Source organism: Mesorhizobium sp. M1A.F.Ca.IN.020.06.1.1 (assembly GCF_004023265.1).
In the GTDB taxonomy this organism is placed as follows: Bacteria; Pseudomonadota; Alphaproteobacteria; order Rhizobiales; family Rhizobiaceae; genus Mesorhizobium.
Genome location: NZ_RZSR01001050.1, coordinates 1 through 1,969, shown reverse-complemented (window position 1 = coordinate 1,969; position 1,969 = coordinate 1). Strand labels below are relative to the sequence as shown.

General features: G+C 65.1%; 1 protein-coding gene and 2 pseudogenes. All 3 read right to left on the bottom strand.

Annotation, left to right across the window (positions count from 1 at the left end):
- Window positions 1-338: pseudogene (locus EOA60_RS30800) on the bottom strand (histone deacetylase family protein); the annotation flags it as partial.
- Window positions 335-832 (bottom strand): GNAT family N-acetyltransferase, encoded by a 498-nt coding sequence (locus EOA60_RS30795; RefSeq protein ID WP_095825285.1) that lies wholly within the window; start codon window positions 830-832, stop codon window positions 335-337. The pseudogene EOA60_RS30800 and the gene EOA60_RS30795, both read right to left, overlap by 4 nt.
- A gap of 224 nt (window positions 833-1,056) precedes the next feature.
- Window positions 1,057-1,920: pseudogene (locus EOA60_RS30790) on the bottom strand (aminotransferase class III-fold pyridoxal phosphate-dependent enzyme); the annotation flags it as partial.
- Between the last annotated feature and the right edge of the window lie 49 nt (window positions 1,921-1,969).

Sequence of the window (1,969 nt, the reverse complement as noted above, 5' to 3'; positions counted from 1 at the left end):
GCCATATGATAGCCGGCCTGGCCGACCGCCGAGGCCGGATAGGAGCCGCCGCGGCCGATTGGATGGATGTTCGGGATGACCTCCGCCGAGGCGCCATCGATGCGTTGCCAGCGCGCGAAGATGTGCTCGAGAAAGTCGAGATATTCGGGCGTATGCACGGCGGCGATCGGCCCAAGGCCATGGTCGTTGGGCCGTTCGATCGTCACACCGGCCGATCTTGCGCCGGCTAGCAATCTCTCGACCCGTTCCGGCTTTTCCGGATTGGGTTGCGGCGCGCCGCTGGAAAGGAAGGCCTTCGGGTCATGGCGCTTCTGTTCCTCGGCATAGAAGGCTTTCATCGTTCGTCCTCCGGCGCGTCGGCAAAGGCAAAAAAGGCCTCGCCGACAATCTTGTGCACCTGCTCGTAGCTCGACCAGCCGATGCCGAGCTTTTCATAGAAGGTCTTGGCGGTTTCGTTATCGGTGTCGACGGAGAGCCTGAGATAGACGCCGCCTGCAGCGCGACACTCCTTGGCCACGCGCCGCAACAGCTTCTCACCGATGCGGCGGCCGCGAAAGCGGTCCTCGACATAGAGGTCCTGCACAAAGACCCCGGGCCGGCCCATCCAGGTCGAAAAGATCGGAAAGTGCAGGCAGAGCCCGGCAAACTCGCCGTCGACCTCGGCGATCAAGGTCGAAAAGGCGGGCTTTGCGCCGAAGCCGTAGCGGCGGAGGTCATCCGGTGTCGAGGTGATCTCTTGATGCGCGCCGATGTGGGTACCGAGGCGCAGCAAGGCGGCATGGATGGTCTCGGCATCCTCGATCCGGCCGGGACGGAGGATAATCGTGCTCACGACAAGTACGGCGCCCGGGCACCCCCCTCTGTCCCGCCGGACATCTCCCCCGCAACGGGGGAGATCAGCAGGTGCACCGACGGCGCGGTTCCTGCAACGTCGGCGATTGGCGAAAGCGACAGCGACATCGGATCTCCCCCCTCGTGGGGGAGATGGCTGGCCGGCCAGAGGGGGGAGCGAAGGATCGCGAACATCTCAGGACGTCTCACAGCGCCATTTCACCCTCAGCCTGCAACCGGCAGATCGAGTTCCTCCGCCAGCGCCTCGAGCGAGTCGCCGATGATGGCGATCATCTCGCCGATCTGCTCGCGCGTGATGATCATCGGCGGCGCCACCATGAAATTGTCGCCGTCGACGCCGCCCTTGACCTTGCGGCCATAGATGATCAGGCCGCGCGCATAGGCGTGGTCGAGCAGGCGCTGCGTTGCCTTTTTCGCCGGCGCGATCGGCGTCAGCGTCTCCGGATCGGCGACCATCTCGGCGCCGAGCAGCAAGCCCTTGCCGCGCACGTCGGCGATGAAAGGGAAACGCTTCTGCAACGCCTTCAATTCTGCGATCAGCACATCCCCCATGGTGGCGGCGTTGGCGATGAGATCGAGCCGGTCCATTTCGCTCAGCACCGCAAGGCCGGCCGCACAGGCAAGCGGATTGCCAGCATAGGTGTGGCCGTGCTGGAAGCCGCCGGAGGCGAGCAGCGGCTCGACCAGTCGCATGGGAGCCGCCAGCGCGCCGAGCGGCGCATAGCCGGAGCCCAGCCCTTTTGACAGCGCGACGATGTCCGGCTTGCAGTTCCAATGGTCGCCGCCCAAAAATTTACCGGTGCGGCCGGCACCGCTCATCACCTCGTCATGGATGAGCAGGATGCCGTAGCGGTCGCAGATCTCGCGGATGCGCGGATAGTAGCTGTCGGGCGCGACAAGGGCCGCCGTTGCCGCGCCGCCGACGGGTTCCATGATGAAGGCGAGCACGCTTTCCGGGCCCTCGGCCTGTATCTTGTCTTCGAGCATGTCGGCATAACGGATGCCGCGCTGCTCCATCGAGAGGTTGTCGCGATCGCGCCAGGCGGCCGGCGCCGGCACCGTCGGCATCCGTTATGCCGACATGCTCGAAGACAAGATACAGGCCGAGGGCCCGGAA